Origin of the sequence: Mycobacterium sp. 3-98 (genome assembly GCF_035918355.1) — a bacterium.
GTDB lineage: Bacteria > Actinomycetota > Actinomycetes > Mycobacteriales > Mycobacteriaceae > Mycobacterium > Mycobacterium intracellulare.
The window spans coordinates 887497-914156 of sequence record NZ_CP142360.1; the positions used below are offsets into that span (position 1 = coordinate 887497).

27 protein-coding genes are annotated in these 26660 nt (G+C 70.1%); 18 read left to right on the top strand and 9 right to left on the bottom strand.

Annotated elements, in window-relative coordinates:
• The first annotated feature begins 17 nt into the window (after positions 1-17).
• The gene (locus tag QGN30_RS04325; protein ID WP_095562951.1) at positions 18-1595 is read left to right on the top strand and encodes a PPE family protein; all 1578 of its coding nucleotides are present in this window, start codon (positions 18-20) and stop codon (positions 1593-1595) included.
• 34 nt (positions 1596-1629) lie between these two features.
• Here QGN30_RS04325 and QGN30_RS04330 read toward each other — a convergent pair whose 3' ends face one another.
• The 5 genes from QGN30_RS04330 to rpmB are packed head-to-tail and all read right to left on the bottom strand — an operon-like array spanning position 1630 to position 2987.
• Complete coding sequence (locus QGN30_RS04330) at positions 1630-2019, bottom strand: hypothetical protein (RefSeq protein WP_095562950.1); 390 nt, start codon at positions 2017-2019, stop codon at positions 1630-1632.
• On the bottom strand, positions 2016-2279 hold the full coding sequence (gene rpsR / locus QGN30_RS04335) for a 30S ribosomal protein S18 (protein ID WP_009952527.1): 264 nt from the start codon (positions 2277-2279) through the stop codon (positions 2016-2018). The genes QGN30_RS04330 and rpsR overlap by 4 nt, the downstream gene beginning before the upstream one ends.
• Entirely contained in the window at positions 2279-2584 is a 306-nt protein-coding gene (gene rpsN, locus QGN30_RS04340; RefSeq protein ID WP_008261701.1) for a 30S ribosomal protein S14, read from the bottom strand. The genes rpsR and rpsN overlap by 1 nt, the downstream gene beginning before the upstream one ends.
• Positions 2585-2586: 2 nt before the next feature.
• Positions 2587-2751 (bottom strand): 50S ribosomal protein L33, encoded by a 165-nt coding sequence (gene rpmG / locus QGN30_RS04345; RefSeq protein ID WP_041787121.1) that lies wholly within the window; start codon positions 2749-2751, stop codon positions 2587-2589.
• Entirely contained in the window at positions 2751-2987 is a 237-nt protein-coding gene (rpmB, locus tag QGN30_RS04350; protein ID WP_008261697.1) for a 50S ribosomal protein L28, read from the bottom strand. The genes rpmG and rpmB overlap by 1 nt, the downstream gene beginning before the upstream one ends.
• A 103-nt stretch (positions 2988-3090) precedes the next feature.
• Between rpmB and mrf the strand changes: the two genes are divergently transcribed.
• The 14 genes from mrf to eccE all read left to right on the top strand — a co-directional run bounded on the left by mrf (position 3091) and on the right by eccE (position 20825).
• Positions 3091-4290 carry a ribosome hibernation factor-recruiting GTPase MRF gene (gene mrf / locus QGN30_RS04355; protein ID WP_038537944.1) on the top strand — a complete coding sequence of 400 codons (1200 nt, stop codon included), beginning with the start codon at positions 3091-3093 and terminating at the stop codon, positions 4288-4290.
• Positions 4287-4541, top strand: coding sequence for a type B 50S ribosomal protein L31 (locus QGN30_RS04360; protein ID WP_008261694.1), 255 nt, complete (start codon positions 4287-4289; stop codon positions 4539-4541). Before mrf ends, QGN30_RS04360 begins: the two co-directional genes overlap by 4 nt.
• An 81-nt stretch (positions 4542-4622) precedes the next feature.
• Positions 4623-5528 (top strand): class I SAM-dependent methyltransferase, encoded by a 906-nt coding sequence (locus QGN30_RS04365; protein WP_008261692.1) that lies wholly within the window; start codon positions 4623-4625, stop codon positions 5526-5528.
• Between the two features lie 479 nt (positions 5529-6007).
• The gene (gene eccA3, locus QGN30_RS04370) at positions 6008-7861 is read left to right on the top strand and encodes a type VII secretion system ESX-3 AAA family ATPase EccA3 (protein WP_038537938.1); all 1854 of its coding nucleotides are present in this window, start codon (positions 6008-6010) and stop codon (positions 7859-7861) included.
• Positions 7858-9477 (top strand): type VII secretion protein EccB, encoded by a 1620-nt coding sequence (gene eccB / locus QGN30_RS04375; protein WP_038537936.1) that lies wholly within the window; start codon positions 7858-7860, stop codon positions 9475-9477. Before eccA3 ends, eccB begins: the two co-directional genes overlap by 4 nt.
• Entirely contained in the window at positions 9474-13463 is a 3990-nt protein-coding gene (locus QGN30_RS04380; RefSeq protein ID WP_038537933.1) for a type VII secretion protein EccC, read from the top strand. Before eccB ends, QGN30_RS04380 begins: the two co-directional genes overlap by 4 nt.
• Positions 13464-13465: 2 nt before the next feature.
• Positions 13466-13774, top strand: coding sequence for a PE family protein (locus QGN30_RS04385; protein ID WP_008261668.1), 309 nt, complete (start codon positions 13466-13468; stop codon positions 13772-13774).
• 2 nt (positions 13775-13776) lie between these two features.
• Positions 13777-15267: a PPE family protein gene (locus QGN30_RS04390; RefSeq protein WP_036429551.1), complete on the top strand. Its 1491-nt coding sequence runs from the start codon at positions 13777-13779 to the stop codon at positions 15265-15267.
• 64 nt (positions 15268-15331) lie between these two features.
• Positions 15332-15625 carry a type VII secretion system protein EsxG gene (gene esxG, locus QGN30_RS04395; protein WP_008261664.1) on the top strand — a complete coding sequence of 98 codons (294 nt, stop codon included), beginning with the start codon at positions 15332-15334 and terminating at the stop codon, positions 15623-15625.
• Between the two features lie 43 nt (positions 15626-15668).
• Positions 15669-15959 carry a WXG100 family type VII secretion target gene (locus QGN30_RS04400; RefSeq protein WP_008261663.1) on the top strand — a complete coding sequence of 97 codons (291 nt, stop codon included), beginning with the start codon at positions 15669-15671 and terminating at the stop codon, positions 15957-15959.
• 20 nt (positions 15960-15979) lie between these two features.
• Complete coding sequence (locus tag QGN30_RS04405; RefSeq protein ID WP_008261661.1) at positions 15980-16882, top strand: ESX secretion-associated protein EspG; 903 nt, start codon at positions 15980-15982, stop codon at positions 16880-16882.
• 78 nt (positions 16883-16960) lie between these two features.
• Complete coding sequence (gene eccD / locus QGN30_RS04410; RefSeq protein WP_085977589.1) at positions 16961-18385, top strand: type VII secretion integral membrane protein EccD; 1425 nt, start codon at positions 16961-16963, stop codon at positions 18383-18385.
• Positions 18382-19791, top strand: coding sequence for a type VII secretion-associated serine protease mycosin (gene mycP, locus QGN30_RS04415; RefSeq protein WP_009955673.1), 1410 nt, complete (start codon positions 18382-18384; stop codon positions 19789-19791). Before eccD ends, mycP begins: the two co-directional genes overlap by 4 nt.
• A 2-nt stretch (positions 19792-19793) precedes the next feature.
• Positions 19794-20825, top strand: a complete 1032-nt coding sequence (gene eccE / locus QGN30_RS04420; protein ID WP_036397171.1) for a type VII secretion protein EccE — start codon at positions 19794-19796, stop codon at positions 20823-20825.
• On the opposite strand, the gene QGN30_RS04425 is transcribed toward eccE, so the two are convergent.
• Positions 20815-22002 carry an alpha/beta hydrolase family protein gene (locus QGN30_RS04425; RefSeq protein WP_009955671.1) on the bottom strand — a complete coding sequence of 396 codons (1188 nt, stop codon included), beginning with the start codon at positions 22000-22002 and terminating at the stop codon, positions 20815-20817. The two genes, eccE and QGN30_RS04425, sit on opposite strands and share 11 nt — an antisense overlap.
• A gap of 176 nt (positions 22003-22178) precedes the next feature.
• Between QGN30_RS04425 and QGN30_RS04430 the strand changes: the two genes are divergently transcribed.
• Positions 22179-22958 carry a trans-aconitate 2-methyltransferase gene (locus QGN30_RS04430; RefSeq protein ID WP_009955670.1) on the top strand — a complete coding sequence of 260 codons (780 nt, stop codon included), beginning with the start codon at positions 22179-22181 and terminating at the stop codon, positions 22956-22958.
• A gap of 28 nt (positions 22959-22986) precedes the next feature.
• On the opposite strand, the gene QGN30_RS04435 is transcribed toward QGN30_RS04430, so the two are convergent.
• On the bottom strand, positions 22987-24384 hold the full coding sequence (locus QGN30_RS04435) for a sulfatase family protein (RefSeq protein WP_038537927.1): 1398 nt from the start codon (positions 24382-24384) through the stop codon (positions 22987-22989).
• A gap of 69 nt (positions 24385-24453) precedes the next feature.
• Positions 24454-25122 carry a 5,6-dimethylbenzimidazole synthase gene (bluB, locus tag QGN30_RS04440; protein ID WP_009955668.1) on the bottom strand — a complete coding sequence of 223 codons (669 nt, stop codon included), beginning with the start codon at positions 25120-25122 and terminating at the stop codon, positions 24454-24456.
• 47 nt (positions 25123-25169) lie between these two features.
• On the opposite strand from bluB, the gene QGN30_RS04445 reads away from it, so the two are divergent.
• On the top strand, positions 25170-25454 hold the full coding sequence (locus tag QGN30_RS04445) for a hypothetical protein (protein ID WP_038537924.1): 285 nt from the start codon (positions 25170-25172) through the stop codon (positions 25452-25454).
• Here the strand turns inward: QGN30_RS04445 and QGN30_RS04450 are convergent.
• Positions 25438-25920: a hypothetical protein gene (locus QGN30_RS04450; RefSeq protein ID WP_038537921.1), complete on the bottom strand. Its 483-nt coding sequence runs from the start codon at positions 25918-25920 to the stop codon at positions 25438-25440. The two genes, QGN30_RS04445 and QGN30_RS04450, sit on opposite strands and share 17 nt — an antisense overlap.
• Before the next feature lie 80 nt (positions 25921-26000).
• Here QGN30_RS04450 and QGN30_RS04455 point away from each other — a divergent pair, with 80 nt between their 5' ends.
• Entirely contained in the window at positions 26001-26645 is a 645-nt protein-coding gene (locus tag QGN30_RS04455) for a phosphatase PAP2 family protein (RefSeq protein ID WP_038537916.1), read from the top strand.
• The last annotated feature ends 15 nt before the right edge of the window (positions 26646-26660 follow it).

The window sequence follows — 26660 nt, forward strand, 5'->3', positions numbered from 1 at the left end:
CAGCCCGAGGAGTACCTATGACGGCGCCGATCTTCATGGCCTCGCCGCCCGAAGTGCATTCCGCTTTGCTCAGCAGCGGCCCCGGCCCCGGGCCGCTGCTGGCGGCCGCCGGCGCGTGGTCCGAGCTGAGCGCCGAATACGCTTCCGCCGCAGAACAATTGAGCACCTTGCTGGCGGGGGTGCAGGCGGGGGCGTGGGAGGGACCCAGCGCGGAGTCCTATGTGGCCGCGCACGCCCCCTACCTGGCGTGGCTGACAAAATCCAGCGCCGACAGCGCCGCCGCCGCCGCCCAGCACGAGACCGCCGCCGCCGCCTACACCGCCGCGCTGACCGCCATGCCGACGCTGCCCGAACTCGCCACCAACCACGTCGTCCACGGGGCCCTGGTGGCAACGAATTTCTTCGGCGTCAACACGGTTCCGATCGCGGTCAACGAGGCCGACTACGCACGGATGTGGACCCAGGCGGCGACCACGATGTCGACCTACCAGGCGGTGTCCACCGCCGCCGTCGCCGCGACACCGCAAACCGATCCGGCGCCGCCGATCGTGAAATCCGATGCGTCAAGCGATGATTCGGGTGACGAGGATCACGACCCCAAGATCGACAATCCGTTCAACGACTTCATCGCCAACATCCTGAAGAACTTGGGCATCAACTGGGACCCGTCCGAGGGCACGGTCAACGGCCTGCCCTACGACGCCTACACGAATGCCGGGCAGCCCATCTTCTGGGTGGTGCGCGCCCTGGAACTGCTCGAGGATTTCGAGCAGTTCGGCTATTACCTGGTGCACAATCCGGCGTTGGCCTTTCAGTACCTGGTGCAACTCATCCTGTTCGACTGGCCGACGCACATCCTCGAGATTTTCATCAGCCAGCCGGAGTTGTTGGCGCCCGCGCTCCTCCTCGCGGCGGCGCCCCTCGGCGCCGTCGGCGGATTCGCCGGGCTGGCCGGCCTCGCCGCCATCCCCCAGCCCGCGGCCCTCCCGGTGGTGGCCGCGCCGCCGCCGCCAACGCCCAGCATCCCGCCCGCCATCGCCATGGCCCCCACCGCCCCCGTCGCGCCGGTGGCGGCGCCGGCCTCCGCCCCGGCACCGGCGCCCGCCCCCACGGCGACCACCGTGACCGCCGCTCCCGCCGCACCCGCTGCGGCGCCGGCCGCGGCGGGCTTCTTTCCTCCGTACGTCGTCGGTCCGCCCGGAATGGGAACGGGCTCGGGGATGGGGGCGAGCGCCAGCTCCAGCGCGAAAAGGAAAGCGCCGGAACCGGATAGCGCCGCCGCCGCGGCGGCCGCGGCCGCGCGCACGCGCAAAGCGGCCCGGGCGCGGCGGCGCCGGGGCGCGACGGACCGCGGGTACGGCGACGAGTTCATGGACATGAATGTCGATGTCGACCCCGATTGGGCCGCGTCGCTGGCATCCGATCGGGGTGCCGGCACGCTGGGATTCGCCGGCACCGCCGAGCGTGAGGCGGTCGCCGCGGCGGCCGGGCTGACCCGGCTGGCCGGGGACGAATTCAACGGTGGCCCAACGGCACCGATGATGCCGGGCACCTGGGGCGACGACGGTGCCGACGAGGCGGGCCGCGACGGCTAGCGCCCCGGCAGCCCATCGCCGGGTTCGTCAGGCGTCAGTTGCGTCGATGCGAGTCGCGTGTCCAGCGCTGATGCCGATCGAGTTGCCTTGGGACGGGGATGTTTTCCCATTGACCGAGCACCAGCCAGTCGCGCAGCGCCGCGGCTGAATCGCTATCGGCGATGGGTCCTATCCACCGCGCCGGGCCGCTGGCCACCCGATCGTTCGTGCAGGGCTGGACCAGGGCCATCACGCCCCCGCCGGTCGGCCGAGAGGCGCAGGTCAGTGGTCCGAGCATGCAGGCGACCGAGACCAACATGGAATGCGGGCAGCGCCGGATGGCGGGACGCAATTCGTCGATGACCGACAGTCGATCGTTGACGGCGCATGCGGCACAGACGATTACGGTGAACGGGCGATCGGTGCCGCGGCGTGGGGACGTCAAGGCGCCGTGTGCCGTCCGGGGTAGGGCAGGAGCGCCATTTCGCGGGCGTTCTTGATGGCGGCCGCGACCTGTCGTTGTTGTTGGACGGACAGGCCGGTCACCTGGCGGGAACGGATCTTGCCGCGTTCGGAGATGAACACCCGCAGCGTCGCCGTGTCTTTGTAGTCCACCGTGCGCAACCCGAGGCTGTCGAGCAGATTCCTCTTGGGCGAGCGGCCGGCCGGCGCGGTGGCCCGGCGACGCGCGACTTTTCTGGCCATCACCAGCTCGCCTTCCGCACGCCGGGGAGCTGGCCGGCGTGGGCCAGTTCGCGGACCCGGACCCTCGACAGCCCGAACTTGCGGAGGTGGCCGCGGGGTCGGCCGTCGACGGCGTCGCGGTTGCGCACCCGCACCGCGCTGGCGTCGCGGGGCTGGCGCGCCAACTCGTCCTGTGCCGCCGCCCGTCGCTCGGGGGTGCTCGCCGGCGAGCGGATGATCTTTTTGAGTTCGGCGCGGCGTTCGGCGTAGCGGGCCACGATCGCGCGGCGGCGCTCGTTCTTGACGATCTTGGATTTCTTGGCCATGGTCAGCGCTCCTCGCGGAAGTCGACGTGGCGGCGGATGACGGGGTCGTATTTGCGCAGGACCAGTCGGTCGGGGTCGTTGCGCCGGTTCTTGCGGGTGATGTAGGTGTAGCCGGTGCCCGCGGTGGACCGAAGTTTCACCAGGGGACGGATCTCGTTGCGCGCCATCAGATTCGCTGCCCTTCGCGGCGCAACCGCGCGACGACCGCCTCGATGCCGTCGCGGTCGATGACCTTGATGCCCTTGGCGCTGACCCGTAGCCGGATCCGGCGGTCCTCCGAGGGCAGGTAGTACGTCTTGAGTTGGATGTTCGGCGACCAGCGCCGACGGGTCCTGCGATGGGAATGCGACACCGCGTTACCGAAACCCGGCCGCCGGCCGGTCACCTGGCAGTGGGCGGACACCTGCACCTCCACATCTCTTATTGAAAATCATTTTCGACAAGGTCCCCCACGGACGGTACCGTAGGAACGGCTTAGATGAAAATGATTATCAATAAGGAGGACGATGCGGACGCCCGTCATCCTGGTCGCCGGCCAGCGGGACACCGACGCCGTTGTGGGTGCGATGCTGCAGACCCCGGGAACGCTGGTCGTCGAGCACCGATTCGACGGTCACGTGGTGCGCCGCACGACGGCGACGCTGTCCGACGGCGTGTTGACCAGCACCGAGAACGGACTGGAACTCGCGCACGGCTGTGTCTCGTGCACCATCCGCAACGACCTGTTGGTGCTGCTGCGCCGGCTGCACCGCCGCGACGACGTGGACCGGATCGTGGTGCACCTGGCGCCCTGGCTGGAACCCGAACCAATCTGCTTGGCCATCAAGCACGTTCGCGTGCGGGTGGCGCCGGGGTACATCGACGGGCCCGCGGCCCTGGACGTGGCGATCGCCGCCGTGGTGACCTGCGTCGATTCGGCGGCCTGGCTGGACCAGGCGTTGGGGGAGGAGGAACTCGATGACGGCCGCACCCACGCCCAGGTGGTGATCGGGCAGGCCGAGTTCGCCGACGTCGTCGTGCTCGACCGCGCCAACCCGTTCGTGGCGGCCGTGCTGCGTCGCCTGTCGCCGCGCGCCCGCGTCCGCGTGGGGGCCGGCGGCATCGAGGACGCACTGAACAACCTGTACCGCGACGCGCGCCGCGGCCGAAGCGACGACCCGCACGGCCCGCTGCTGGCCGGGCAGCCGCCGCTGGAGTCCCGCGGTCCGATCAGCCTGGTGGAATTCAACGCAAGTCGCCCCTTTCATCCGCAGCGCCTGCACGCCGCCCTGGATCTGTTGCTCGACGGGGTGATCAGGACCCGGGGACGGCTGTGGCTGGCCAGCAATCCCGACCGCGCGATGTGGCTGGAATCGGCCGGCCCCGGGCTGCGGGTGAGCTCGGCCGGCAAATGGCTGGCGGCGATGAGCGGGCCGGAGCGCGACGGCGTCGACGCCGAGCGACGCGCGCTGGCCGCGCTCGGCTGGGACGACCGGCACGGTGATCGGCATACCGCGATGGCCATCCTGGTGTGCGGCGCCCGGACCGACGAGGTCCTCGACGCCCTGCGCGGCGCGCTGCTCACCGAGGAGGAGATGCGGAACCCGCGCGCCTGGATCGCCTACGACGACCCGTTCGGCGATTGGCACGAGGATCCGTGCGCGGAATTGACCGAGGCCGCCGACAACGTGGCCGGCCACACCCAGCAAGGCAAGGACCCTTCATGAAGCCCGGCGTGCATCCCGACTACCACCCCGTCGTCTTCCAGGACGCCACCACCGGCGCCATGTTCTTGACGCGGTCGACCCGCACCAGCCCGCGGACGGTCGAGTGGCAGACGGCGCGGGGAACCCGGACCTATCCGCTCGTCGTCGTCGACGTCACCGCCGACTCCCACCCGTTCTGGACCGGCAGCCGCCGCATCGTCGACAGCGCGGGACAAGTGGAGAAGTTCCACCGCCGCTACGGTCGCCGGTAGCCCGTACTGCGCCGACGCGCTCCACTACCGTTGCGCGCCAGCCGAAAAGGGGCCGAGTCGCGGCGGCGTACTGTGGGCGGGGTGCGAAGCGAAGGCGATACCTGGGACATCACCACGAGCGTGGGCTCGACCGCGTTGTTCGTCGCGACCGCGCGGGCGCTGGAGGCGCAAAAGCCCGACCCGCTGGCCGTGGATCCGTACGCGGAGATCTTCTGCCGCGCCGTCGGCGGTGCCGCCGCCGACGTCCTCGACGGCAAGGACCCCGACCACCAGCTGAAGACCGCCGACTTCGGCGAAAACTTCGTCAACTTCCAGGGCGCCCGCACCAAGTACTTCGACGACTACTTCCGGCGCGCCGCCGACGCGGGCGTGCGACAGGTGGTGGTCTTGGCGGCGGGCCTGGACTCGCGCGCCTACCGCCTGGACTGGCCGGCCGCGACCACGATCTTCGAGCTCGACCAGCCGCAGGTGCTCGACTTCAAGCGGGAGGTGCTCGCCGGCGTCGGTGCCGAGCCGCGCGCCGAGCGCCGCGAGATCGCCATCGATTTGCGCGAGGACTGGCCGCAAGCCCTGCGCGACAGCGGCTTCGACCCGGCGAAACCGTCGGCGTGGATCGCCGAGGGCCTGCTGATCTATCTCCCGGCGAGCGCCCAGGAGCAGCTGTTCACCGGTATCGACGGGCTGGCCGGTCACGGCAGCCACGTCGCCGTCGAGGACGGCGCCCCGATGAACCCCGAGGACTTCGAGACCGCCGTCGCCGAAGAACGGGCGGCCACCGCGCAGGGCGACCAGCGCGTGTTCTTCCAGCTGGTCTACAACGAGCAGTGCGCGCCGGCCACCGAGTGGTTTGGCAACCGCGGCTGGACCGCGGTCGGCACCCCGTTGGCCGACTACCTGCGCGAGGTCGGCCGCCCGGTGCCGGGGCCGGAGACCGAAGCCGGCCCGATGATCGCGCGCAACACGTTGGTGAGCGCCGTCCGCACCTGAGCCCTCGGGGCGGATTTCACGGGAGGCCGGGCGAGTTCGCTCGGGCAGCGACCAACGCCGGAACTTTTTCGGTCCGCCAGCCGACTAGTGGCTGCGTGATCGTTCCACCGGCCTGCGGGTCGGGGCGATCGTCGAGCACAACCCGATCGTCGAGGAGTCCTTGCCATGACCGCGCCGGTGCGGACGATGTCGTGCCTGATCCGCTCGGCCGAGCCGGTGGGCGCCGAGGTGGCGTGCCGGGATTGAAAATGAAAATGATTTTCAGTAAGGTGAGGCCTTGCTGTGAGGCCGCACGGCGTGCGGCTGTGAGTATGCCGAAAATGCGGCTAAACCCTCTCCAGAACGTCCTCATCGGCGGTAGAAGAAGGGCAGTGCAGTGGTGAGTCGGACAGGCCCAAACGCCTCGACAGTTAGCTTATGCAATGCTAACTTCAGGCGGGTCAGGTTAGGGGAGATTACATACATGAAAAGACGCGGCCGTGGAACACGGTGACACCGGCATGCTCACAGTTCAGCCGGCCAATCCGCGCGTGGACACGCGCGTTGACGGCGACGTCGTCAGCCGGTTCGCCACCTGCTGCCGCGCGCTGGGCATCGTCGTCTACCAACGCCAGCGGCCGGCCGACCTGGCCGCCGCGCGTTCGGGTTTCGCCGCGCTGACCCGCATCGCCCACGACCAATGCGACGCGTGGACGGGGCTGGCGGCCGCCGGAGACACGTCCCTGCGTGTGCTCGAGGCGGTGTCGCGCACCGCGGCCTCCGCGGGCGTGCTGCAGCGCCAGGTCGACCTGGCGCCCAACTCGCTGGGCTTCCGCTACGACACCGGACTGTATCTACAGTTCCGCGCGACCACTCCCGACGACTTCCACCTTGCCTACGCGGCCGCGCTCGCGACGGCGGGACGGTTTGCTGACGCCGACGCGATCGTCGCCGGCCTGACGGCCGAGCGACCGAACTGGCGTGAGGCCCGCTGGGTGTCCGTCGTCATCAACTACCGCGCCGAGCGCTGGTCGGACGTCGTCAAACTGCTGACCCCGATCGTCAACGACACGGACCTGGACGAGGCGTTCTCGCACGCGGCCAAGATCGCGCTCGGCACCGCGCTGGCCCGGCTGGGCATGTTCGCCCCGGCGCTGTCCTATCTGGAGGAGCCCGAGGGGCCGGTCGCGGTGGCGGCCGTCGACGGCGCGCTGGCCAAAGCGCTGGTGCTGCGCGCCCACGTCGACGAGGACGCGGCGAGCGAAGTGCTGCAGGACCTGTACGCGGCCCACCCCGAGAACGAACAGGTCGAACAGGCCCTGACCGACACCAGTTTCGGCATCGTGACCACCACGGCGGCCCGCATCGAAGCCCGCACCGATCCGTGGGATCCCGAAACCGAGCCCAGCGCCGAGGATTTCGTCGACCCCGCCGCCCACGAACGCAAGGCCGTGCTGCTGCACGAGGCCGAACGCCAGCTCGCCGAGTTCATCGGCCTCGAAGAGGTCAAGAACCAGGTGTCGCGGCTGAAGAGCTCGGTCGCCATGGAGCTGGTCCGCAAGCAGCGTGGGCTCGCGGTCGCGCAGCGCGCCCACCACCTGGTCTTCGCCGGCCCGCCCGGAACCGGTAAGACCACCATCGCCCGCGTGGTCGCCAAGATCTATTGCGGCCTGGGGCTTTTGAAGCGGGAGAACATCCGCGAGGTGCACCGCGCCGACCTCATCGGCCAGCACATCGGCGAGACCGAGGCCAAGACCAACGCGATCATCGATAGCGCGCTCGACGGCGTGCTGTTCCTCGACGAGGCCTACGCGCTGGTCGCCACCGGCGCCAAGAACGACTTCGGGCTGGTGGCCATCGACACGCTGCTGGCGCGGATGGAGAACGACCGCGACCGCCTGGTGGTCATCATCGCCGGGTACCGGGCCGACCTGGACAAGTTCCTGGACACCAACGAGGGCTTGCGTTCCCGATTCACCCGCAACATCGACTTCCCTTCCTACGCACCGTCGGAACTGGTCGAGATCGCAAACAAGATGGCCGAGCAGCGCGACAGCATCTTCGAAAAGGCCGCGCTCGACCACATGGAGGAGTTGTTCACGAAGTTGGCGACCGAGTCGACACCCGACGCCAACGGGATTTCGCGACGCAACCTGGACATCGCCGGTAACGGTCGATTCGTGCGAAACATCGTCGAACGCTCCGAAGAAGAACGAGAGTTCCGGCTCGACCATTCGGAACACGCCGGAACCGGCGAATTCAGTGACGAGGAGCTGATGACGATCACCGACGACGACGTCGCAAGGTCGGTTGAGCCGCTGCTGCGCGGCCTCGGGCTGTCGGTGCCGGCATGACGTCCAATCAGCAACCCGACGAACGCCGTTCGTTCTCGTCTCGGACCCCGGTCAACGACAATCCCGACCAGGTCGAGTACCGCCGCGGCTTCGTCACCCGGCACCAGGTGAGCGGCTGGCGATTCGTGATGCGCCGGATCGCCTCCGGTATCGCGTTGCACGACACCAGGATGCTCGTCGACCCGCTGCGCACGCAGTCGCGCGCGGTGGCGATGGGCGCCGTCCTGCTGGTCACCGGTTTGGCCGGCTGCTTCGTGTTCTCGCTGATCCGTCCGAACGGGACGGCGGGCACGAACGCCGTGCTCGCCGACCGGTCCACCGCCGCGCTGTATGTCCGTGTCGGTGAGGATCTGCATCCGGTGCTCAACCTGACCTCGGCCCGACTGATCACGGGTCGGCCGGTGGACCCGACCATGGTGAAAAGCAGTGAGCTGGACCGGTTTCCGCGCGGCAACCTGATCGGCATCCCCGGTGCGCCGGAACGGATGGTGCAAAACCCCTCGACGGATGCGAACTGGACGGTGTGCGACGCGGTCAGCGAGCCCGGGGGGCACGCCGCCCACAGCACCGGTGTCACGGTGATCGCCGGCCGGCCGGACAGCAGCGGTGCCCGCGCCGCCACGCTCCCGTCGCGGCAGGCGTTGCTCGCCGACCGTGACGGCACCACGTGGCTTTTGTGGGACGGCAAGCGCAGTCAGATCAACCTCACCGACCACGCGATCACGAACGCACTTGGCTTGGGGCAGGGCAACTCCGAGATCCCCGCGCCCCGCCCGATCGCCCTGGGCCTGTTCAACGCGATACCCGAAGCCCCGCCGCTGACCGCGCCCGGCATCCCGAACGCCGGTGCGCCGGCGCCCTTTACCGTGCCGGCACCGATCGGTGGAGTCGTGGTGTCCTACACCCTGGACCAGAGCTCCTCCGGGGCGCCGCGCTACTACGCGGTGTTGCCGGACGGCCTGCAGCAGATCTCGCCGGTGCTCGCCGCGATCCTGCGGAACACGAATTCCTATGGGCTGGACCAACCGCCGCGGCTGGGCGCCGACGCGGTGGCCAAGCTGCCGGTGTCGCGGATGCTGGACACCGCGCGGTACCCCGACCAGCAGGTCGGGGTGGTGGATGCGGCCAAATCGCCCGTCATGTGCGCCTATTGGAGCAAGCCCGCCAAGGCCGCCAGCAGCTCGGTGAACCTGCTGACGGGCTCGGCCCTGCCGGTCGCCGAATCGATACGCACCGTCGACCTGGTGGGCGGTGGCTCGCCGGCAACCGCCGCCCGCGTCGCCCTGGCGCCGGGCACCGGCTACTTCACCCAGACCGTCGGCGGCGGGCCGAACTCGCCGGGCGCCGGGTCGCTGTTCTGGGTCTCTGACACCGGTGTCCGCTACGGCATCGACAACGAGGCCGAGCACTCGGCCGCCGGGCAGAACAAAACCGTTGAGGCCCTTGGCCTTACCGGGTCGCCGGTCCCGATCCCGTGGTCGGTGCTGTCGCTGTTCGCGAGCGGCCCGACATTATCGCGCGCCGACGCGCTGCTGGCACACGACGGGCTGACGCCCGACCAGAAGCCCGGCCGCGTCACTGCCGCTGCTAGGGAAGCCGAGGGAGCCCCCCGATGAGCCGACTGATCTTCGAAGCGCGCCGCCGGCTGGCGCCGCCGGTGACCCGCAAGGGCACCATCGCCATCGAGGCCCCGCCCGAGCTGCCGCGGGTGATCCCGCCGTCGTTCCTGCGCCGCGCGATGCCGTACGTGCTGGTGATCCTGATCGTCGGCATGATCGTCGCGCTGTTCGCGACCGGAATGCGGTTGATCTCCCCGCAGACGCTGTTCTTCCCGTTCGTGCTGCTGCTCGCCGCGACGGCGATGTACCGCGGCAACGACAACAAGACGCGCACCGAGGAGGTCGACGCCGAACGCGCCGACTACCTGCGCTACCTGTCGGTGGTCCGGGACAACATCCGCACCCAGGCCGCCGCGCAGCGCGCCGCCGCGCAGTGGTCCCACCCGGAGCCCGCGGCGCTGGCCCCCGTGCCCGGATCGCGCCGTCAGTGGGAGCGCGACCCGCACGATCCCGACTTCCTGGTGCTGCGGGCCGGACGCCACCACGTGCCCCTGGCGACCGCGCTGCGGGTCAACGACACCGCGGACGAAATCGACCTGGAACCGGTGTCGCACAGCGCATTACGCAGCCTGCTCGACACCCACCGCACGGTGCGTGACGTGCCGACCGGGATCGACCTGGCCAAGGTCTCGCGAATCACCGTGCTGGGCTCCGAGGACGAGGCGCGCTCGGCGATGCGGGCCTGGGTGGCCCAGGCGGTCACCTGGCACGACCCGACCGTGCTCGGGGTCGCGCTGGTCACCCCCGACCTCGAGAACCCGGACTGGTCGTGGCTGAAGTGGTTGCCGCACATTGACATTCCCGGTGAGCTCGACGGCGTCGGGCCGGCCCGCTTCATGGCCACCAACGTCGACGAACTGGTCGCCAAGCTGGGGTCCGCGCTAGTCGACCGCCCGGCGTTCACCGGCGAACCCGCCGACGCGCTGCGGCACCTGCTGATTATCGTCGACGACCCGGACTGCGACCTGAACGCCTCGACGCTGGCGATGGGCCGCGCGGGCGTCACCGTCGTGCACCGCGGCGCCACGGCCCCGCACCGCGAGCAGTATTCGGACCCGGAGAAGCCGATCCTGCGCATCACCGGGGCGGACGGCGCGGGCGGCCGGACCCACTCCATCGAGCGTTGGCAGACCGGCGGCTGGCAGCCGTACATCGACGACGCCGACCAACTGGGCGCCGACGAGGCCGCCCACCTGGCGCGCCAGCTGTCGCGCTGGGACTCCAACCCGACCCACACGGGGTTGCGTTCAGCGGCCACCCGGGGCGCCACGTTCACCACGATGCTGGGCATCCCGGACGCGTCGCAACTGGATGTGCCGACGCTGTGGGCGCCGCGGCGCCGCGAGGACGAGCTGCGCGTTCCGATCGGGGTCACCGCGACCGGTGAGCCGCTGATGTTCGACCTCAAGGACGAGGCCGAGGGCGGGATGGGCCCGCACGGTTTGATGATCGGTATGACGGGGTCGGGTAAGTCCCAGACCCTGATGTCGATCCTGTTGTCGCTGTTGACGACTCATTCCGCGGACCGGTTGATCGTCATCTACGCCGACTTCAAGGGTGAGGCGGGGGCCGACAGCTTCCGCCACTTCCCGCAGGTTGTCGCGGTGATCTCCAACATGGCCGAAAAGAAGTCGCTGGCCGACCGGTTCGCCGACACGCTGCGCGGCGAGGTGGCCCGCCGGGAGACGCTGCTGCGCGAGGCCGGCCGCCGGGTGCAGGGCAGCGCGTTCAACTCGGTGGTCGAGTACGAGAACGCCATCGCGGCCGGGCACGACCTGGCGCCGATCCCGACGCTGTTCGTGGTGGCCGACGAGTTCACGTTGATGCTGGCCGACCACCCGGAGTACGCGGAGCTGTTCGATTACGTTGCCCGCAAAGGCCGTTCGTTCCGCATCCACATCCTGTTCGCGTCGCAGACGCTGGATGTCGGCAAGATCAAGGACATCGACAAGAACACCTCCTACCGCATCGGGTTGAAGGTGGCCAGTCCCAGCGTGTCCCGCCAGATCATCGGGGTGGAGGACGCCTACCACATCGAATCCGGCAAGGAGCACAAGGGCGTGGGCTTCTTGGTGCCCGCGCCGGGCGCGACCCCGATCAAGTTCCGCAGCACCTATGTCGACGGCATCTACGATCCGCCGCAAAAGGCCAAATCGCTTGTGGTGCCGTCTATCCCGGAGCCCAAGGTGTTCACGGCCGGGCGGGTCGAGCCCGATCAGGACACCGTGATCACCAGCCCCGACGAGGTCGAACTGACCGGGCCGCCGCGCAAGCTCATCGCCACCATCGGCGACCAGCTGGCCGGGTACGGGCCGCGCGCCCCGCAGTTGTGGCTGCCGCCGCTGGACGAGCCGATCCCGGTGAGCGCGATGCTGGCCCGGGCCGGTGTGCCGCCGCGGCAGTGGCAGTGGCCGCTGGGTGAGATCGACAAGCCGTTCGAGATGCGCCGCGACCCGCTGATCTTCGATGCCGCGTCGTCGGCCGGAAACATGGTCATCCACGGTGGCCCCAAGTCGGGGAAGTCGACTGCGCTGCAGACGTTCATGTTGTCGGCGGCCAGCCTGCACTCGCCGCGCGAGGTCACGTTCTACTGCCTGGACTACGGCGGCGGAAAGCTCCGTGCGATGGAGGGCCTGGCGCACGTCGGCAGCGTCGCCTCGGCGCTGGAGCCCGAACGGATCCGTCGCACCTTCGGCGAGCTCGAGCAGCTGCTGTTGTCGCGGCAGCGCCGGGAGGCGTTCCGGGACTCCCGCGGTGGGGTCCCCGACGACGGGTTCGGCGAGGTGTTCCTGCTCATCGACAACCTCTACGCATTCGGCCGTGACAACACCGACCAGTTCAACACGCGAAACCCGTTGCTGGCCAAGGTCACCGAGTTGGTCAACATCGGGCTGGCGTACGGCATCCACGTCGTGGTCACCACGCCCAGCTGGCTGGAGGTGCCGCTGTCGATGCGGGACGGCCTGGGGTTGAGGCTCGAGCTCAAGCTGCACGATCCGCGGGACAGCAACGTGCGGGTGGTGGGCGCCCTGCGCCGGCCCGCCGAAGCGGTGCCGCACGACCAGCCGGGTCGCGGATTGACCATGGCCGCAGAGCATTTCCTGTTCGCCACCCCGGAGCTGGACCAGATCGCCGCGATCAACGACCGTTACCCGGGCATGGCGGCGCCCCCGGTGCGGCTGCTGCCCACCAACCTCGCCCCGGATGCCGTCGGGTCGCTGTACCGCGGGCCCGAGCAGGTGGTCATCGGCCAGCGCGAGGAGGACCTCGCGCCGGTGGTGGTCGACTTCGCCGACAACCCGCTGCTGATGGTGTTCGGTGACAGCAAGTCGGGGAAGACGACGCTGCTGCGCCACCTCATCCGCACGGTCCGCGAACACTCCACGCCGGACCAGGTCGCCTTCACGGTGCTGGATCGACGGCTGCACCTCGTCGACGAACCGTTGTTCGCCGACAACGAGTACACGGCCAACATCGACCGCATCATCCCGGCGATGCTGGGGCTGGCCAACCTGATCGAGTCGCGCCGGCCGCCGGCCGGCCTGTCGCCGGCCGAGCTGTCGCGCTGGACGTTCGCGGGCCAGACGCACTACCTGATCATCGACGACGTCGACCAGATTCCGGATTCGCCGGCGATGAGCGGCCCCTACGTCGGGCAGCGCCCGTGGTCTCCGCTGATCGGGTTGCTGTCGCAGGCAGCCGATTTGGGGATCCGGGTGATCGTCACCGCGCGGGCCACCGGTTCGGGACACGCGTTGATGACCAACCCGCTGCTGCGCCGCTTCAACGACCTGCAGGCCACCACGTTGATGCTGGCGGGCAATCCGCAAGACAGCGGCAAGATCCGCGGCCAACGATTCGGCCGCTTGCCGGCCGGGCGGGCGATCCTGTTGGGCGACGGCGATGGTCCGACGTACGTGCAGTTGATCAACCCCTTGATCGGGGAATCCGTAATGGCAAGTGAAGCGCAACGGGAGGAGTAGAGATGACGCTGCGAGTGGTTCCCGAAGGACTGGCCGCCACCAGCGCCGCGGTGGAGGCGCTGACGGCACGGCTGGCCGCCGCACACGCGGCGGCGGCCCCGGCGATCACGGCGGTGGTCCCGCCGGCGGTCGATCCGGTGTCGCTGCAGACGGCCATGGGATTCAGCGCTCAGGGCCAGGAGCACTCGGCCATGGCGGCCCAGGGCGTCGAGGAGCTGGGCCGCGCCGGTCTCGGCGTCGGGGAAGCCGGCGCAAGCTATCTCGCGGGTGACACCGCGGCCGCTGCGACGTTCGGGATCGCGGGCGCCTGACGATGACTGCCCCCCTCGCCCCCATCTGGATGGCGTCGCCACCAGAGGTGCATTCGGCGTTGCTGAGCGCCGGTCCGGGACCGGGGCCGCTGTTGGCGGCCGCCGGTGCGTGGACCTCGCTCAGCGCCCAATACGCCACGGCGGCCGGGGAACTCAGTGCGCTGCTGGGGGAGGCGCAGGCGGGCGCGTGGGAAGGGCCGAGCGCCGAGCAGTATGTGGCGGCCCACCTGCCGTACCTGGCCTGGCTGCAGCAGGCCAGTGCCGACAGCGCGGGCGCCGCGGCGCAACAAGAGGTCGCGGCGACGGCGTACACGGCAGCGTTGGCGGCGATGCCGACACTGGGGGAGCTCGCCACCAACCACGCCGTGCACGCGGTGCTGGTGGGGACGAATTTCTTTGGCATCAACACCATTCCGATCGCGGTCAACGAAGCCGACTACGCGCGGATGTGGGTTCAGGCGGCCACCACCATGGGCACCTACCAGGCCGTCTCGGGTTCGGCGCTGGCCGCGGCGCCCCGCACCATGGCCGCGCCGACCATCGTCAATCCCGGGAGCGAGACCAACAACCTCACGTCCAACGCCGCACAGAACACCGGGGACTGGTGGCAGAACTTCATCCAGCAGTTGTCGAAGTTCCTGCAGGACTTCTTCCAGAACATCCAGCAGATGCTGCAGGACTTCTTCTCGAACCTGCCGGCGTTCCTGGCGGCCAACGGACCGCTGCTGTTCTTCATCGCCTACCAGGTGTTCTTCAACGCCGTCGGCTGGCCGACCTGGGGCGCGATCCTGACCGCACCGTTCCTGATTCCGCTGCTGCTGGGGATCGGCCTCAGCTCCCTGCTCACCACGCCCGCCGAGGCCGCGCCGGAGGCGGCGGCCCCGGCCGCGGTGGCCCCCGTGCTGGCGTCGAACAAGCCGTCCATGCTGCCGGCGGTCGCCATGGCGCCGACGGTGGCGACTCCCGCCGCCGCCCCGGCCACCACGGTCGCGGCCGGCACCGGCGCGCCGGCGGCCCCGGCGCCGGCGGCGGCGGCCGGAAACTTGGCCTACGTGGTCGCCTACGGCGCTGACCCGGACACCGGCGTCGGTCCCACCCTGACCGGGCGCGGCGGGGCCAAGGCGCCGGCGGCGACGATCCCGGCGGCCGGCGCGGCGGCACCGGCCCGCGCCGAGGCGCGGGCTCGGCGCAGGCGGCGAGCCGCGCTGCACGACCACGCCGACGAATTCGCGGACATGGAATCCGATTTCGGTGTGCCCCCGGACTACGGCGACGAGGAAGAGCTGGCGGCCGCGGTGGCTTCGGCCCAGGGGGCCGGACCGCTCGGGTTCGCCGGAACCAAGCAGAGGCAGAAGGCGTTTCAGGCGGCGGGATTGACCAAGCTGGCCGACGACGACTTCGGCGGCGGCCCACGGATGCCGATGGTGCCCGGCACGTGGGAGCAGGACGCCGTCAACGGTAGGGGCCCAGCCGAACCGGGGAAGGGGGGATAAGGCAGTCAGCCACATCCAGGTGAACTACTCCAAACCCCAACGGACGCAATAGAAAGGAATCACCATGAGTATGTTGGACGCTCATATTCCGCAGTTGGTTGCCTCGCAGTCGGCGTTCAGCGCCAAGGCCGCGTTGCTGCGCAGCACGATCAGCCAGGCCGAGCAGGAAGCGATGTCGGCGCAGGCCTTCCACCAGGGCGAGTCCTCGGCGGCGTTCCAGGCCGCGCACGCGCGGTTCGTGGAGGTCGCCGCACGGGTCAACACGCTGCTGGATATCGCCCAGGCCAACCTCGGCGACGCCGCCGGCACCTACGTGGCCGCGGACGCGGCGGCCGCCTCCGGTTACACCGCGTTCTGATCCAGCCACCCTTAGACGCCACCAAACCGCGAAAGGACTTCTGATGTCGCAGATCATGTACAACTACCCGGCGATGTTGAGCCACGCCGCCGACATGTCGGGCTACGCCGGCACGATGCAGGGGCTCGGCGCCGACATCTCCGCCGAACAGGCCACGCTGTCCAACGCCTGGCAGGGTGACACCGGTATGACCTACCAGGTGTGGCAGGCCCAGTGGAACCAGGCCATGGAAAGCCTGGTGCGCGCGTACCAGTCGATGGCCAGCACCCACGAGGCCAACACCATGTCGATGCTGGCCCGCGACCAGGCCGAAGCCGCCAAGTGGGGCGGCTAGTTCGTGGCTGAACGAGCCTGATGGAACCAGCTCCCAACGCCGTCGAGCTGACGGTCGACCACGCGTGGTTCATCGCGGAAACGATTGGGGCGGGAAGCTTCCCGTGGGTATTGGCAATCACCTGCCCCTATCGTGATGCCGCGGAACGCAACGCGTTCCTCGACCGTCAGAAGGCGGAGCTCACCCAGATGGGCCTGGTATCGGAAGGCGGGCTCATCAACCCCGCGGTTGCCGAGTGGATCAAAGTGGTGTGTTTTCCCGAGCGGTGGCTCGACCTGCGTTACGTCGGCCCCGCCAAGGACGCCGGTGCGGCCGGCGGCGCCGGCGAGCTACTGCGCGGCATCGTCGCGCAGCGCGCCGGGGCCGGCGGCCGGCCGTCGAGGACGGTGGTCGCGTTGCGCAGCGCGCAGCTGATCACGTTCACCGCCATGGACATCGACGATCCGCGCGCCCTGGTTCCGGTCCTGTGCGTCGGGCTCGCCCAGCGGCAACCGGCTCGGTTCGACGAGTTCAGCATGCCGACCCGGGTGGGCGCCCGCGCCGACGAGCGGCTGCGTTCCGGTGCTCCACTCGCCGAAGTCCTTGACTATCTTGGTATTCCGCAATCGGCGCGTCCTGTGGTGGAGTCGGTGTTCAACGGGTCGCGAAGCTACGTCGAGATCGTCGCCGGCTGCCACCGCGACGGTCGACACTCCACCACCGAGGTGGGTATGAGCATTGTCGACGCAAGCGAGGGCCGGGTCCTGGTCAGCCCGTCCCGCGCGTTCGACGGCGAGTGGGTTTCGACCTTCGCGCCCGGCACCCCGTTCGCGATCGCCGTCGCGATCGAACAATTGACCGCCCAATTGCCCGACGCCGGATGGTTCGCCGAACACCGGCTAGCACGAGACTTTTCGAATTCAACACTGTCCGTCCAACACTGAAAGAAATAGAGAAGAGAGCACGATGTTCCAGGAACGGCCGCAACATTCTTCGAGGGTCCGGTGACGTCCGGAACCGTCATGCCGATCGTCCGCGTGGCAATTCTCGCGGACAGCAGGTTGACGGAAATGGCCCTGCCCGCCGAGCTGCCGCTGCGCGAAATCCTGCCCGCGGTCCAGCGTTTGGTGGTCCCGGCCACCGCGAACGGCGACGGCGAGGACGCCTCCGGCTCGCGCGGCGCCGCCGAGGTCGGTGGCGCGACCCAACTGAGCCTGGCGCCCATCGGTGGCGCGCCGTTCAGTCTGGACGCGAGCCTGGACACGGTCGGCGTCGTCGACGGTGACCTGCTCGCGCTGCAGCCGGTGCCGGCCGGCCCGGCCGCACCCGGAATCGTCGAGGACATCGCCGACGCCGCGATGATTTTCTCCACCTCTCGGCTCAAGCCTTGGGGCACAACGCATATCCAGCGTGGCGCGCTGGCCGCGGCGATCGCCGTGGCCTTCCTGGCGACCGGCCTGTCGGTCACCTACCGCGTCGCCACCGGCGCGCTGTCCGGGCTGGTTGCGGTCAGCGCGGTGGCGGCGCTGACCGCGATCGTCGGCCTGCTCGTCACGGCGCGCTCGGCGCGCACCGGCACGGCGCTGTCGATCGCCGCGCTGGTGCCCATCGCCGCCGCGCTGGTGCTGGCGGTGCCGGGCAGGTTCGGCCCGGCGCAGGTGATGCTGGCCGCGGCCGGGGTCACCGCGTGGTCGCTGATCGCCTTGATGGTGCCCAGCGCCGAACGGGAACGTATCGCCGGATTCTTCACCGCGACGGCGGTGCTGGGCGCCGCGGTGCTGCTGGCCGCCGGAGCCGAATTGCTGTGGCACGTCAAGCTGGTCGCCATCGGCTGCGGACTGATCGTGGCCGCGCTGCTGGTCACCATCGAGGCGGCGCAGATGTCCGCGCTGTGGGCCCGTTTCCCGCTGCCGGTCATCCCGGCGCCCGGGGATCCCACGCCGTCGGCGCCCTCGCTGCAGGTGCTCGAGGACCTGCCCCGCCGGGTCCGGATCAGCGACGCCCACCAGAGCGGATTCATCGCCGCCGCGGTGTTGCTCAGCGTCCTGGGCTCGGTCGCGATCGCGCTGCGCCCGGAGACGCTGAGCGGCGCGGGTTGGTACGTGGTCGGGGCGACCGCCGCGGCATCGGTGCTGCGCGCCCGGGTGTGGGATTCGGCCGCCTGCAAGGCATGGCTGCTCGCCCAGCCCTTCCTGGCCGCCGGCGTGCTGCTGGTGATCTACGCGGCGACGGGACGCTACGGCGCCGCCCTCGGTGCGGCCGTGGTGCTCCTGGCGCTCGTGGCGGTGTGGATCGTGCTGGCGTTGAACCCGGGAATCGCTGAGCCGGAGAGCTATTCGCTTCCGGTGCGCCGGCTGGTGGGCTTCGCCGCGGCGGGACTCGACGCCTCGCTGATCCCCGTCATGGCGTTCGTGGTCGGGTTGTTCAGCCTGGTGCTCAATCGATGATTCGATCGGCATCAGCCTGCTTCGCGGCGGTGTTGGCCCTGTTGCCGGCCACCGCGACGTGGACGAGTCCGCCGGCTTTCGCGATCAGCCCACCGACCGTCGATCCCGGCGTCCCCCCACCGAGCGGGGCGCCGGGGCCGGTGCAGCCGATGGAGCAGCGCGGACCGTGCGTGACGTCCGGGGTCATCCCGGGCAGCGATCCGGGCGCCCCCGCGCCCAGCCAGTCGGCGCTGAATCTGCCTGCGGCATGGCAGTTCTCGCGTGGCGACGGTCAGCTGGTCGCCGTCCTCGACACCGGGGTGCGGCCGGGTCCGCGGCTGCCCAATGTCGAGCCGGGCGGCGACTTCGTCGAGGCCACCGACGGCCTGACCGACTGCGACGGACACGGCACGCTGGTCGCCGGGATCATCGCCGGCCAGCCGTCGCCGGACGACGGGTTCTCGGGCGTGGCCCCCGCGGCGCGGGTGGTGTCGATCAGGACGTCGTCGGCCAGGTTCTCCCCCCGCACGCCGGGCGGCGACCCGCTGATGGCGCGGGTGTCGACCGAGGTCACGACCCTCGCCCGGGCCATCGTGCACGCGGCCGACCTCGGCGCCCGGGTCATCGACGTCGGCTCGGCCACCTGCCTGCCCGTCGACCGGCCCGTCGACCAGGCCGCCCTCGGCGCCGCCGTGCGCTACGCGGCGGTGGACAAGGACGCGGTGATCGTGGCCGCCGCGGGCAACAGCGGACCGACCGGATCGTTCGCCGGTGGGACGTCGTGCGAATCCAACCCGCTCACCGACCTGAGCCGTCCGAACGATCCGCGCAACTGGGCAGGCGTCACCTCCGTGTCCATCCCGTCGTTGTGGCAGCCCTACGTGCTTTCGGTGGCGTCGCTGACCCCGGAGGGCCAGCCGTCGAAATTCACCGTGGCGGGCCCGTGGGTGGGTGTCGCGGCGCCGGGCGAGCGCATCGTGTCGGTGGGCAACGGTGACGGCGCGGGCCTGGCGAACGGCCTGCCCGACGACCATCAGCAACTGGTCGCCCTCAAGGGCACCAGCTACGCGGCCGGTTACGTCGCCGGCGTCGCCGCGCTGGTGCGCAGCAAGTATCCCGACCTGTCCGCCACCGCGGTGACGCATCGCATCACCGCGACCGCGCACAACGGCGCCCGCGACCCGTCCAACGTGGTCGGCGCCGGCAGCGTGGACCCGGTGGCCGCGCTGACCTGGCAATTGCCCGCCGGCGACCAGCCGAGCGGGGCGGCGGCCAAGCAGGTCGCTCTGCCTCCGGCGCCGGCGCCCGAGAACACCACACCGCGGACCGTCGCGATGGTCGGCACCGCAGTGCTGGCCGTGCTGGTCGCCGTGGCCGGCGCGGTCACCACCATCGCCGCACGCCGTCGAAAGGACCCCACCCCGTGAAGATGTCGATACCTACCCCCGGGAGCGGGCGAATCACGTTGGCGCTCTTGGCCATTGTGCCCGCGGTGATGGCCTGCCCGTGGCGATCGCCACGAGACTACTGGCTGCTCGGCATCGCGGCGGCCGTCGTGATCGTGCTGTTCGGCTGGTGGGGTGGCCTGTATTTCACCACCTTGGTGCGCCGCCGCCTGGCGATCATCGGGCGCGCCAACGCGTTCACCCCGCAGCCCCCCGCCACGGCGACCACCGCCCTGGTCCGGGTGGGCGCACCGGAGGACGACTCCGATGTGCTGCCGCTGCCGCTGATCGCCGGCTACCTGGACCGCTACGGCATCCGGGCGGACAAGATCCGGATCACCAGCCGGGACAACGCCTCCGACGCGTCGCGGCGCGAGACCTGGATCGGGCTCACCGTGTCGGCGCCGGAGAACCTGGCCGCGCTGCGGGCCCGCTCGCCGCGGATCCCGCTGCAGGAGACCGCCCAGGTCGCGGCGCGGCGCCTGGCCGACCACCTCCGCGAGATCGGATGGGAAGCGACCGCCGTCGCACCCGACGACGTTCCCCGGCTGTTGACGTCCAACCCCCGCGAGCGGTGGCGCGGCGTGCAGCGCGGCGCATCGGATTACATTGCGGCATACCAGATCCGGGTGGATGAGGCCTTGCCGGAGACGTTGGACGCCATCCGGTCACATGCGGCCCGCGAGACCTGCACCGCGTTGGAGATCGCCGGCGACAAGGCCCACCCCACCGTCGCGGTGGCGTGCGCGTTCCAGACCGACACCCCGCCGGAGCGCACGGCGCCGCTGGACGGGCTGACCCCGCAGCGCGGGAACCACCTGCCCGCACTGACGGCGCTGGACCTGTTGTCGACGGCGCGGCTGGACGGACACACGACCGCGCCCGCGGGCCTGCTCGCCCAGCTGCACTGGCCCACCCTGGTCGGCGGGGCCCATCGGGCGTCGTCGGCCGGCGGCCCGGAAACCAACTCGGCAACCACCGAGACCACCGACACCCTCGAGGCCGCTAGAACATGACCTCCTGGAGGAACGCGGTCATCCGGCGCAGGTAGTCCAACTGGCTCACGTGCAACACGTGGCTGCCCGGAAACCAGTGCAGCGCACAGTGATCCCAGTGCCGCCATAGCTTGACGGCGTGGTCCGGCGGCGCCATCCGGTCGCCGAGGCCGGTGATGATCATCCGGCGGTCCCGGCCGACCAGCGGCGGGTAACTGAGCGGGCAGTGGTACGCCATGCCGGCGCTCAACGCCTCGTGGCTGATATCGGAGAGGCGCAGGCCCATCCGCACCAGCTTGTTGGCCGGGAACCATTCGTCGAACAGCGTCGCGGGAGTGACGACCGGGCAGTTGGGGATGACGGCCTCGAGCCGATCGTCGGCGGAGGCCACCAGCGCCGAGGTGTAGCCACCCAGCGAGATGCCGGTGAGCGCGATCCGGTCGACACCGGTGTGGCGCAGGTAGTCGATGACGGAACGAAAGTCGTGCACGGCCTGGGCCATCGCCTCGGCGAAACCGCTGAGCCCGCCGGCGAAATAGCCGAAACCGCTGAAGGGCGAGAACTTTTCGGCCCGCTTGCCGTGAAAGGGCAGCGTGTACATCAACACGTCGTAGCCCGCCCGGTAGTACCAGGGCAGCGAGAAGAACCGCCCGTTGGCCAGATACCACGACCCCATGAAGCCGTGGATGACGCACAGCGTGGGCCGCGGCCCGTCGTCGTGGCGCCAGTGCTGCGCGCGCACCATGTTGTTGGATCCCCACGCGCTCCAGCGCGCGCGCATCGCGGGGTTGATCGCGGTGAAGCTGCTGGGGAACGCGATGTTGTCGACCGTGCCGCGCGCGACCCACTCCGCCAGCGGGCTGGCGCGACGCGAGGTCACCCGCGGCAACTCGGTGGGCGCCGGAAAGGACCGCGCGGGATCTCCCGCCGCCCCCAGCTCGGCGTAGAAGTCGAGGTTGCTCCGCTCGGTCGAGGCATCGGATTGCCGCAGGGCGCCCGCGACCACGAACGGTGTCACCGTGGTGGTGAGCAGCGAGGCCACCCAGGTGCGCAGGGCCAGATCACCGAGGGCCGATGCCTCGACTACCATTCGCTGACGGGGCGACAACGCCGAGTGGGGGGGTAATCCGCCGGCGCCGGCCGGCACATCGGCGCCGGGAACGTCTGGAACGGGGACCGGCGGGTCGATCGGATCCATGTCGGGCGCCACGAACGCCGATGGTAGCCGGACGGGCTCGCGCTTCCAGGATGTTCGACCGGTTTCGGTCGCTACGGTCTTATCCCGGGACCACGGCGGTGATGCCGGTGCACCATAGGGGTAATACGGTTTGCTATCAGCCGGCTAGCGACGGCGCGTTGATCAGGAGGACCGACATGTGGGACCCGGACGTCTACCTGGCCTTTGCCGATCACCGCGGCCGGCCCTTCTACGATCTGCTGTCGCGGGTGGGCGCCGAGCGGGCGCGCCGCGTCGTCGATCTCGGTTGCGGGCCCGGACACCTGACGACATACCTGGGCCGGCGCTGGCCGGACGCGGTGATCGAGGCGATGGACAGCTCCCCGGAGATGGTGGCCGCCGCCAAGGAGCGCGGCATCGACGCCGTCACCGGCGACCTGCGCGACTGGAAGCCCCAGCCCGACACCGACGTGGTGGTCAGCAACGCGGCCCTGCACTGGGTGCCCGAGCATGCCGACCTGTTGCTGCGGTGGGCGGGCGAGCTGGCGCCCGGATCGTGGATCGGGGTGCAGATGCCGGGCAACTTCGAATCCCCGTCCTACGCGGCGGTGCGGGCGCTGGCCCGCCGTGAGCCGTACGCGAAGTTGTTGCGCGACATACCGTTTCGCGTCGGCGCGGTGGTGCAGCCGCCCGCGCACTATGCCAACCTGCTGCTGGACGCGGGATGCCGGGTCGACGTCTGGGAGACCACGTATCTGCATCAGCTGACCGGCGAGCATCCGGTGCTGGAGTGGATCACCGGCACGGCGCTGGTCCCGGTGCGCGAACGGCTCGACGACGACACCTGGCAGCAGTTCCGCGAGGAGTTGATTCCGCTGCTGTCCGACGCCTATCCGGCGCGCTCCGACGGTTCGACGATCTTCCCGTTCCGGCGGGTCTTCGTCGTCGCCGTGGTGGGCGGCGCGGGCCGCGCGTAGCGGGTCGCCACCATCGGACCAGCCGCGACTATCGCTGCGCGGGCTTGCCTTCTTCGATGCCCCGGTCGGCGGCGATGGCCGACCTCGGGGTCGGCTTGGCGCCATGATGGATCTGCAGGTACGTCTCGGTGTACCGCGCGGCGATGCGGGTGCCGGCGAATTCCGAGGGGATGACGTCGCCCGTGCGCTGGCGCCAATCATGCAGCAGGACAGCGAGATCGGCCGCGACGTCCTCGACGTCCGCGCCGTCATCGGCCAGCAGGTTGATGGTTTCGGTGGGATCGGCGCGCAGATCGTAGAGCTCCCGCTCGGGCCGCGGCGCCGTGACGAGCGGGGCCACGGCCACCCCCGACGGGCTTTCCTCGATGTCCCAGGGCAGATCCAGCAGCGGCCGCGACGCGTAGTTCTCGATGTAGCTGTAGTCCTTGGTGCGGATCGCGCGAATCGGATCGAACGAGTCGTGATAGGTCTTCATCGTGTACACCTCGTCGCGCACCGGCGTGGCGGGCGGGTCCGGCTCCAGCAGGACGCCCGCGTGCGACACGCCGTCGACGTCGGCGGGGGCGTCGATTCCCAACAGCCCCAACAGCGTTGGCACCAGGTCGACAGCGCTGAACAGCTCGTCGTAGACGCGGGGCGTCACACCCCGGTCGGTGGGTGGCCGGATGATCATGCCGATGCCGGTTCCCGCGTCGTACAGCGTGGATTTCGCGCGGGGGAACGCCGGGCCGTGGTCGGTGAAGAACACCACCCAGGTGGTGGCGTCTAATCCCGTGTCCGCCAGCGTGTCCAGCAACCGCCCGACGGCGGCGTCTGCCGCGCTGATGGCCCCGTAGAAGGCGGCGAGGTCACCACGCACCTCGGGGGTGTCGGGCAGGTAGTCGGGCAGCCTGACGTCGGCGCCCTCCGCCGGGGTGTATCGGTCCTCGGGGTAGGGGCGGTGCGTCTCGAAAAACCCGGCGGTCAACAAAAAGGGTTGTCCCACCAGGCCATCGGCGCTTTGCCGCAACCATTCGTCGGCCTTGTCGGCGACGTAGTCGCAGTAGGAGTTCGATACGTCGAACTCGTCGAAACCCAGCCGCTTAGGGTAGGACGTCTCGTGCTGCATGCCGAAAAGCGCCGAATACCAACCTGATTCGGACAGGATTTGGGGGAGTGTGCGGATTCCGCTGCGGTATTCCCAGCCGTGGTGCGCCAGGCCGATGAGGCCGTTGGATTGCGGATAGCGTCCGGTGAACAGCGACCCGCGCGACGGCGAGCACAGCGGCGCGGTGGCGTGCGCCCGGGTGAACAGGATGCCCTCGGCCGCAAGGCGGTCCATTCGCGGGCTCGACACGTCCGGGTGCCCGTAGACGCCGAGGTAGCGGCCCAGGTCGTGCCAGTGCACGATCAGCACGTTGTCCTTGCCCGGCGTCAATTGCGTCACCTCTCACCTTGCCCCGCGACCGGCGACGATACCGCAACGTGCTGCGGCGATCCCCGCCGCGTCGGCTCGTCAGGCGGACGGCAGGCGCCCCCACCGGTTCTCGCAGACGAACTCCGACAGCGGCCGCGCCACGGCCCAGCCGTCCAGTTCGAGGGCCGGGCGATCGGGGAATTCGGGCACCGGCCCCAGGCACAGGATGGCCACCGGCTCCGCCCCGTCCGGCATGTCGAGCAGCGAGGCCAGCCGTTGCGGATCGAAGAGCGACACCCAGCCCATGCCGAGTCCTTCGGATCGCGCTGCCAGCCACAGGTTCTGGATGGCGCACGACACCGACGCCAGGTCCATCTGCGGCAGGGTGCGCCGCCCGAACACGTGCTTGTCGCGGTCGTCGCCCAGTGCCACCACCAACAGTTCGGCGCAATCGAGGATGCCCTCCACCTTGAGCGCCAGGAATTCGTCGCCCCGCTCGCCCAGCGCGGCGGCCGTGCGCGGGCGTTCCTCGTCGACGAGCGCGTGGATACGGCGCCGCAGCGCAGCGTCGGTGATCCGGATGAAGCGCCACGGCTGCATCAGCCCGACGCTGGGCGCCGCGTGCGCGGCCTGCAGCAGGCGCGCCAGCAGCTCCTCGTCCACCACGGCGCCGGGAACGAACCGGCGCATGTCACGGCGTTCGGAGATGACGCGATAGACGGCGCGCCGCTCCTGCGGGCTGAATGCCTGATCGGTCACGTCAGCCATCGTAGGAAATCCGCATTAGCGTGGACGTGTCCCGAAGGGAGTGTCCCGTGAAGCCTTCCGATGTCCTCGAGCAGCTGGCCGCCGATCCCGCCGCCGGCCGCGGCTATGGCGAGCCCTACCAGACCCCCGACGGCACCACCGTCATCGTGGTCGCCAAACCGCTGGGGGTCTTCGCCGTCCGCAACGGCCGGGCCACCTGGACGCCGGCCGTGGACGCGAATCGCATCGCCCTGATCGGGGTGGTCACCGGCCTGCTGGCCGGGGTGATCGGCAGCCTGGCGGTGCTGCGGCAGCCGCCGTGGCCGCGGATCACGATCAGGGACTATAGGTAACCCCGACCGCGCGGAACACGTATTCCGGCGGCATGTCGAACGCCAGCGACCGCCGCGGCAGGGTGTCGAGCACCTCGGCCGGGATGGCGACCTTGTAGTGCAGCGACAACTCGCCGCTGAACTTTTCGTCGACCGCGGAGACATCGACGTCGACCTGCAGGCCCGTCGACGAGATCTCCACGTTCGCGGCGCCGGTCTGCGGCGCGTCCCAGCGCACGCTGACCGTCGGGCCGGCCAGCCGGGGCAGCATCGACAGCGTTGCCAGCACCCGCTCCGAGGTGAACGCCAGCGACCCCGTGTAGCTGGCGACGCCGTGCGGCAACCGCACCCCGGGGATGGTGCCGCTGAAACGCCGGGTCACCGCGACGTAATCGGCAAGGTGGATAAGGCCTTCCGATTCGACCTGGGCGTGCAGCTCGTCGGGCAGCTTGCCGATGCCGAACAACCTGCGGACAAAGACGGCCATACCGCCAGTATGACCGCGCGGCGCGACTCCGTGGGGCGGGCGCACGGCCGCCGCTGCGGCCGTGCTGGTATCGGTGGGTGATGACCCGCCCGAGGACGCCGTTGGCCGCCGGGATTGCCGCGCTGGCCGCGGCGGTGTACGCGCTCATGTGGGTGGGCTACCGCCAGCGCTGGGCGTGGCTGTACCGCGTGGACTGGTCCCTGCTGGACGGGGCGCGGGCGCTGGCGATCAAGCACCCGTCGTGGCTGCGGTTCGCCGAATCGGTGTCGTTCGTGCTGGGACCGGGCGCGCTGGCCGTGCTGGGGATCTCCGTGACGGTGCTCGCCCTGATGATGCGCCAACTGCGGGCCGCGCTGGTGCTGGTGCTGGCGTGCGCGCCGTGCAACGAGTTCGCGACGGCGGCGGCCAAGGCGCTGGCCGACCGCCCGCGGCCGCCGACCATGCTGGTCCCGGCGGCCGCCACCTCGTTTCCCTCCGGTCATGCGCTCGAGGCGACCGCCGGGCTGCTCGCGATGCTGTCGTTTGCGCTGCCGATGATGAACGTGGCCGCGCGGCGCATCGCGGTCGCCGCGGTAGCGGTGGCGCTGCCGGCGGTCGGCCTGTCCCGGGTGGCGCTGAACGTGCATTACCCGTCCGACGTACTGGCCGGCTGGTCGCTGGGATACCTGTATTTCCTGGTGTGCCTCTGGGTTTTTCGTCCCCCCGCCCCCGGCCGCCCGAGCTAAAGCCCTGCGGCGGTG

What these genes read in the sequence shown, in the direction of transcription:
- QGN30_RS04325 (WP_095562951.1), top strand. Translation starts at nt 18, where the DNA reads ATGACGGCGCCGATCTTCATGGCCTCGCCGCCCGAAGTGCATTCCGCT.
- rpsR (WP_009952527.1), bottom strand. Translation starts at nt 2,279, where the DNA reads ATGGCCAGAAAAGTCGCGCGTCGCCGGGCCACCGCGCCGGCCGGCCGC.
- rpsN (WP_008261701.1), bottom strand. Translation starts at nt 2,584, where the DNA reads ATGGCCAAGAAATCCAAGATCGTCAAGAACGAGCGCCGCCGCGCGATC.
- rpmG (WP_041787121.1), bottom strand. Translation starts at nt 2,751, where the DNA reads ATGGCGCGCAACGAGATCCGTCCCCTGGTGAAACTTCGGTCCACCGCG.
- mrf (WP_038537944.1), top strand. Translation starts at nt 3,091, where the DNA reads ATGCGGACGCCCGTCATCCTGGTCGCCGGCCAGCGGGACACCGACGCC.
- QGN30_RS04360 (WP_008261694.1), top strand. Translation starts at nt 4,287, where the DNA reads ATGAAGCCCGGCGTGCATCCCGACTACCACCCCGTCGTCTTCCAGGAC.
- eccB (WP_038537936.1), top strand. Translation starts at nt 7,858, where the DNA reads ATGACGTCCAATCAGCAACCCGACGAACGCCGTTCGTTCTCGTCTCGG.
- QGN30_RS04380 (WP_038537933.1), top strand. Translation starts at nt 9,474, where the DNA reads ATGAGCCGACTGATCTTCGAAGCGCGCCGCCGGCTGGCGCCGCCGGTG.
- QGN30_RS04385 (WP_008261668.1), top strand. Translation starts at nt 13,466, where the DNA reads ATGACGCTGCGAGTGGTTCCCGAAGGACTGGCCGCCACCAGCGCCGCG.
- QGN30_RS04390 (WP_036429551.1), top strand. Translation starts at nt 13,777, where the DNA reads ATGACTGCCCCCCTCGCCCCCATCTGGATGGCGTCGCCACCAGAGGTG.
- esxG (WP_008261664.1), top strand. Translation starts at nt 15,332, where the DNA reads ATGAGTATGTTGGACGCTCATATTCCGCAGTTGGTTGCCTCGCAGTCG.
- QGN30_RS04400 (WP_008261663.1), top strand. Translation starts at nt 15,669, where the DNA reads ATGTCGCAGATCATGTACAACTACCCGGCGATGTTGAGCCACGCCGCC.
- QGN30_RS04405 (WP_008261661.1), top strand. Translation starts at nt 15,980, where the DNA reads ATGGAACCAGCTCCCAACGCCGTCGAGCTGACGGTCGACCACGCGTGG.
- eccD (WP_085977589.1), top strand. Translation starts at nt 16,961, where the DNA reads ATGCCGATCGTCCGCGTGGCAATTCTCGCGGACAGCAGGTTGACGGAA.
- mycP (WP_009955673.1), top strand. Translation starts at nt 18,382, where the DNA reads ATGATTCGATCGGCATCAGCCTGCTTCGCGGCGGTGTTGGCCCTGTTG.
- eccE (WP_036397171.1), top strand. Translation starts at nt 19,794, where the DNA reads ATGTCGATACCTACCCCCGGGAGCGGGCGAATCACGTTGGCGCTCTTG.
- QGN30_RS04425 (WP_009955671.1), bottom strand. Translation starts at nt 22,002, where the DNA reads ATGGATCCGATCGACCCGCCGGTCCCCGTTCCAGACGTTCCCGGCGCC.
- QGN30_RS04430 (WP_009955670.1), top strand. Translation starts at nt 22,179, where the DNA reads ATGTGGGACCCGGACGTCTACCTGGCCTTTGCCGATCACCGCGGCCGG.
- bluB (WP_009955668.1), bottom strand. Translation starts at nt 25,122, where the DNA reads ATGGCTGACGTGACCGATCAGGCATTCAGCCCGCAGGAGCGGCGCGCC.
- QGN30_RS04450 (WP_038537921.1), bottom strand. Translation starts at nt 25,920, where the DNA reads ATGGCCGTCTTTGTCCGCAGGTTGTTCGGCATCGGCAAGCTGCCCGAC.
- QGN30_RS04455 (WP_038537916.1), top strand. Translation starts at nt 26,001, where the DNA reads ATGACCCGCCCGAGGACGCCGTTGGCCGCCGGGATTGCCGCGCTGGCC.